At 61.9% G+C, this 4,645-nt stretch carries 4 protein-coding genes and 1 pseudogene; all 5 read right to left on the bottom strand.

Translation table 11 applies throughout. The annotated features are described in order from the left end of the window. Positions 1 to 402, bottom strand: a pseudogene (locus ABG80_RS17850) (hypothetical protein); the annotation flags it as partial. 124 nt (positions 403 to 526) lie between these two features. Further along, positions 527 to 1,426, bottom strand: coding sequence for a hypothetical protein (locus tag ABG80_RS17845; RefSeq protein WP_152987727.1), 900 nt, complete (start codon positions 1,424 to 1,426; stop codon positions 527 to 529). Between the two features lie 9 nt (positions 1,427 to 1,435). Next, positions 1,436 to 2,392 carry a DUF2515 family protein gene (locus ABG80_RS17840; RefSeq protein ID WP_058088961.1) on the bottom strand — a complete coding sequence of 319 codons (957 nt, stop codon included), beginning with the start codon at positions 2,390 to 2,392 and terminating at the stop codon, positions 1,436 to 1,438. Positions 2,393 to 2,404: 12 nt separating this feature from the next. Further along, positions 2,405 to 4,333 (bottom strand): DUF2345 domain-containing protein, encoded by a 1,929-nt coding sequence (locus ABG80_RS17835; RefSeq protein WP_058088960.1) that lies wholly within the window; start codon positions 4,331 to 4,333, stop codon positions 2,405 to 2,407. Further along, the coding region (locus tag ABG80_RS23610) for a PoNe immunity protein domain-containing protein (RefSeq protein WP_152987726.1) at positions 4,318 to 4,645 on the bottom strand (328 nt) is incomplete at its 5' end. The genes ABG80_RS17835 and ABG80_RS23610, both read right to left, overlap by 16 nt.

The following is a 4,645-nucleotide window of genomic DNA, read 5'->3' as shown; positions in this document are numbered from 1 at the left end:
TGCGATGTCGCAATGCAAGCCTGGCACCAACATCTCGATCCGACCACCAGCGTGCTTGCGACAGATGTCAATGCCACAACCGTCCGATGTCGAGAACACGAAGCGCCCGTCGTCGGTCCAGTACTTGAAGTACCGCATGCCATTCTCTTCGAGGTAACTGCCTTGGACTGGCAGATCAGCCAGCACTTTGCCTTTCGGCTTCTCCTCATCAAGCACATGTCGCCAGCGACCCGTGCCTGGATCCAGGTCAATCAAATCAGAGCAAGTGTGATGCTGGTACAGCCACATGTTTATCAACGAGTAGTCCTGGACCTCTTTGTGCCTAGGTCGCTCGCCATCTCGTGAGTAAGGCCGATACAGCAATGCGACGATCTGCGCTAGCACCGAAAACGTCGTGGTCATGCTGCTCGCAGGCAATGCCTGGTTGCAGGGTCCGCAAAACACCAGCAGCGTTGACGCCTCGCTACTGCGAGGCCTGAGCGTCGGGCACGCCTTGGCTGGCGTCTGCGGCTTTACAGGCCCCAGGTCAGAAACGCGTGCATGACGAGTCGGCATAGCCTTCGTCAATCTTGAAACCTCGCGCGCGCAGCGCACGCTCCTCCTCCGCTCGCTGGGCTGCAGCGCGCTTGAGAACTGCGGGCAACACCTCGCGCCACTTAGCCAATTGATCTGATTCAACGCCGCTCCGCAGGTATTCATTCTGCGACTTGATGTTGAACTTCATGAGATACACAGCCTTGTCAGCATCTGACTTCGACAACGCCTGGCGGGTAAAGGACACCTCCATGAAAGCGCCCTCCACGCATAGCTTCCAAGGGGTTCTGTCGGGGACTTTCATCCAGTCCGCCAGAGAGGGCTCGTGTCTTGCATCCAAGCCGACCCAAGCAGAGCCCTCGAGAACAATGCTCAATCGATCTTGACCACGCAACCTTGGGTCCCCACCATCAACGTACTGCCTCCACCCTGCATCCATGGCCGCCCGCAACAACTTGTGAATGCGCGCCGCCGCTTCGTCGTGCTGGATTTCCTGCTTTGGATCCAGCAGCGCATGAACGGTCCACTCGGTGAACCCCTCCTCTTTGAATACCTCGAGATCCTCCGAAGTTTGGGCTCCGTTGACATGATGAACATCGATGGAGTGGTCGCCTTGAACGAATCGCACCCAGGCATAGGGCGCCTTGTCCCAATCCAACCCATAGAAGTTGATGCCGGCAGGTTGCCGGTTCACACGGACGCCGGAAGAGATGCGCTTTTGAAAAACTTCACCGGTCTCGCCAAGGCGAATGATCAAGGGGGACGACACTTTGGATTCCTCCAACTTCAACTTTTCAGCTTCATGCGAGGGTCCCGGTCGAGCCGGCTCGCAGCCGACGAGCCAGAACAACAAAACACTCGCGCATATCCATTCAATTTTCACGTTCAGCAACCATCCGCTCTAGTCGTCAGGCATATCAACCCAGGCTGCCATCGTACGCAACTCACGCTCCATGTAGCTGGCCTTCTTGATCATCAGCTCATGGAACTGTGCCGCCGCACGTTCAATCCACTTCATGCGGCTAGCCAGCATTTCGATTTCAGTCCCAGCCGGTGGAATCGACTTGAGATCGTTGGCGTCGCTTGAGCAAGCGTGAGTAAACAGCAACTCAACGCTTGGACTAAACCAATTCAAAACAGGCGCACGCTGCGCCCAAACCGACGCAGCGAATACGGGATCGTCGTAGATCAAGGGCTGCAAGATCACCCCCTGCTCATGGTTTGCAATATCGAGCAAATGTTGCATCTGAATCGCCCTCTTGCGCTGAACATCTTGCTGCCGCTCGTACTCAACGACCTTGGCAAAGCCGGCTCGCACATGACTGGACACCTTGAGCTGATTGATAACGGGTAGAGCCTCATCGCTCCAGGGCAGCCGAGCAACAACCTTCTTGACCTCAGGCACATAAGTGCTCGCGTTGCGACTCTCCAAGCACATTTGGAACGATGCAGGGTTCCGGGCGTAGTACCAATGCCATCCACTGATGTCACAAAACAGCCAGATGTTTCCTTTTCCAAGAGCGGTGTTAACCCACCTCAAAGCCTGCACTCGGTACAACGCCAAGCTGCAGGCAACGGTCTTGCTCGCAAAGGCTCCAAGGGCCATCCAGTAAAAGCGCCCCTTCTTGGCTGGATTACAGCCGGATTCAAGCTCAAGGTAGAAGCGTGCATAGGTCGCAGCAATTCGCTTGGCTCGAACTTCAAGATCTTCAATCAGTCGACCTTTTTGTTCACCCGTACCAACGGTCAGTCGCTCTACACAGAACTGCTGTGCCAGCGACCACATCGTGTCGCAATTGCATACCGCGTCCACACACGACTGCTCTTTTTCGTTCGTTTTGGCGTCAACAACGGTCATGTCATTCCCCGCTCATTCGAGTTCAAACCAGCGCAACTCCATGCGCAACGTTTCACTGGCTTCGGTTCCCACGCGTTGAGTGAACCCTGTTTCAGACGAAGACCCGTAAACGTAGCCAGCAGCCGTCTTGATCTTGAACGGCAAGTCTGCAAGCGGCTGACCAGTCGGGTCTTTGAGCACAAAAGCCTCATCGAAGAGGTGTACTCGGCTGTCCGGCATGCGAGCCATCTCGGCGGCTCCACTCCCCCCCCCCAACCAATCATGACTCGCCCCCTTGACCGTCCACGTCCCCGGGCAGGTGAAGGTGATGTTGCCGCCCTCGATGACGATCTGGCTTTGCCCCGCCGTGAGCGTGATGCTCTTTGACGCTTGAATGCGCACCTCGTCGGTGGTGCTCTGCACCGTCAGGTCTTGCTCAGACCAGACCTGCTGGGCATCGGTGTGGGCGCGCACGCTCAAGGCCGCGTTGGCGGTGATGGCCTTGATGCCGCCTGCGTGCGTGTACAGGCTGGTGGTCTGGCCGCTGACGCTGCTGACGGTGTGCGCGGCTGTCAGGTGCACGTCCCCCTGGGCGCTGATGCTTTGGTCTTGCCCACTCCAAAGGTGGATGCTCGCGGGCGTGACCCAGGCGGCGGATGTAGGCGTGTCCAGGTGCAGCAGCGGCTTGGCGAAGCGCTCGACCGGGTCACCCAGGTCGCGGCTGCCAGCTCGGGCCTGGCGAGCGTCCTGGCCGCCCACGGCGCCCGCGTAGCGGCCTTGCGCGCTCGGGTCCATGGCCTCGGTGTGCTGGGCCCAGGCCTGGCCGGGCTCGTGGCTGTGCAGGCCGTGGGCGCCTTGTTGCCGCGCGCTTTGCGCGAGCGTGTCGCCCAGTTGCTGTGCGGCCTTGAGCTGGCCCACGGCTTCTGCCGCGTCCATCTGGGTGCGGGCAACGCTGGCGCCTTGCGCAGGGCGCGCGGTGGTGCTCAGCAGCAGACCTTCGCCGGCGCGCACCACGGCCCAGCCTTCGGTGTGGCCATAGAAGCCTTCGCCCAGCCAGGCGCCGCGCTGGGCCGCGCCCGAGCCGCCCCGCCCGCTTTGCTGGATCAGGTGACCCAGCGTGAGTTCGCTGTGGCCGGTGGCGCCGGAATGGCTGGCCAGGCGCATGCGCAGCTGGCTGGTGGCGTCGTCCACCACCCATTGGTTGGCGCCTTGGCCGTCGAGGTGCGGGTGGTGCCAGCCGGCGATGGTGCCGGGGTGGTTGACGCCGGCGTCCACGCCTGCGGGCCAGGGCAGCTCGTGCGGTCCGTTGTGCACCTGGCCGACGATGATGGGGCGGTCGATGTCGCCGTCGATGAAGTCGACCAGCACCTCGGAGCCCGGGCGGGGTGTGAACAGCGCGCCCCAGTCGGGGCCGGCGACGCCTTGGGCCACGCGCACCCAGGTGCCGCTGGTGGCGTCGCCCGGGGCGTGGCCGGTGGCCGCGCCTGCCGGGGTGCTGGGGCCGTTGAGCGCGCCGGCCAGGGGGTTGTCGCCGCGCTGCCAGGCGAACTGGATGCGCACGCGCCCGTCGCGGTCGGCGTGGATGGGGTCTTCGCCGTGGGTCATGACCTGGGCGTGCAGGGGGCCCGGGGCCTCGGACAAGGCGAAGGCCGGGGCCCAGGGCAGCAGGCGCAGCGCGGCGGGGGCGGCGCTGAATCGGTTGCGGTAGCTGCCTTGTTCGACGTCGGTGGCGCGCAGGATTTGTGCGGCTTGCGTGCCCAGGTTGTTGGCCATCTCGTGGGTGATGGCGAAGGCGGCGAAGCGGCGGTCTGTGCCCAGGCCGCGCCCATCGTGGTCGATCAGCTCGAAGGTGGCAGGTTGTCCAGGCGCTGCAGCGGCTTGGCGAAACGCTCGATCGGCCCGACCGGCTCGCCCATGCCTGGCCAGGCTCTTGATGTCTTGGTCGATCAGCCCCCAACCCATTGCCAGATCGTTTGACCATAGTCGGCTGCGACGCTGGGCATCACCTCACCTTGCGTGAAACGGCGGCGGCTGTTGGCTTGGGCGGGGGTTTCCCATTCGCCGTCGCGGGGGCAGGGTTGGTCGGCTTCACAGCGCAGCCGGATACCCTGGGACCCGTCCGGTTCAGATAGGCTGCAATGCTCTCGACACCATGCGACCAAGTCCTTTGGGTAATACAGGTACTTGTGCAAGCTGCTGTCGTCTTCGATGCCAAGCAAGATCACGGCGGCACCGGCTTCAAAGCTCCAGTAACCGTGATACCCACCCTGTTCG

This window comes from Aquabacterium parvum (assembly GCF_001447195.1).
GTDB lineage: Bacteria > Pseudomonadota > Gammaproteobacteria > Burkholderiales > Burkholderiaceae_C > Aquabacterium > Aquabacterium parvum.
The sequence above is the reverse complement of the archived record's forward strand: the minus strand, read 5'-3'. Positions and strand labels throughout refer to the sequence as shown.

Bases quoted from the DNA above. Each gene is read 5' to 3' on its own strand.
- ABG80_RS17840 (WP_058088961.1), bottom strand. From the start codon at position 2,392: ATGACCGTTGTTGACGCCAAAACGAACGAAAAAGAGCAGTCGTGTGTG.
- ABG80_RS17835 (WP_058088960.1), bottom strand. From the start codon at position 4,333: ATGGGTTGGGGGCTGATCGACCAAGACATCAAGAGCCTGGCCAGGCAT.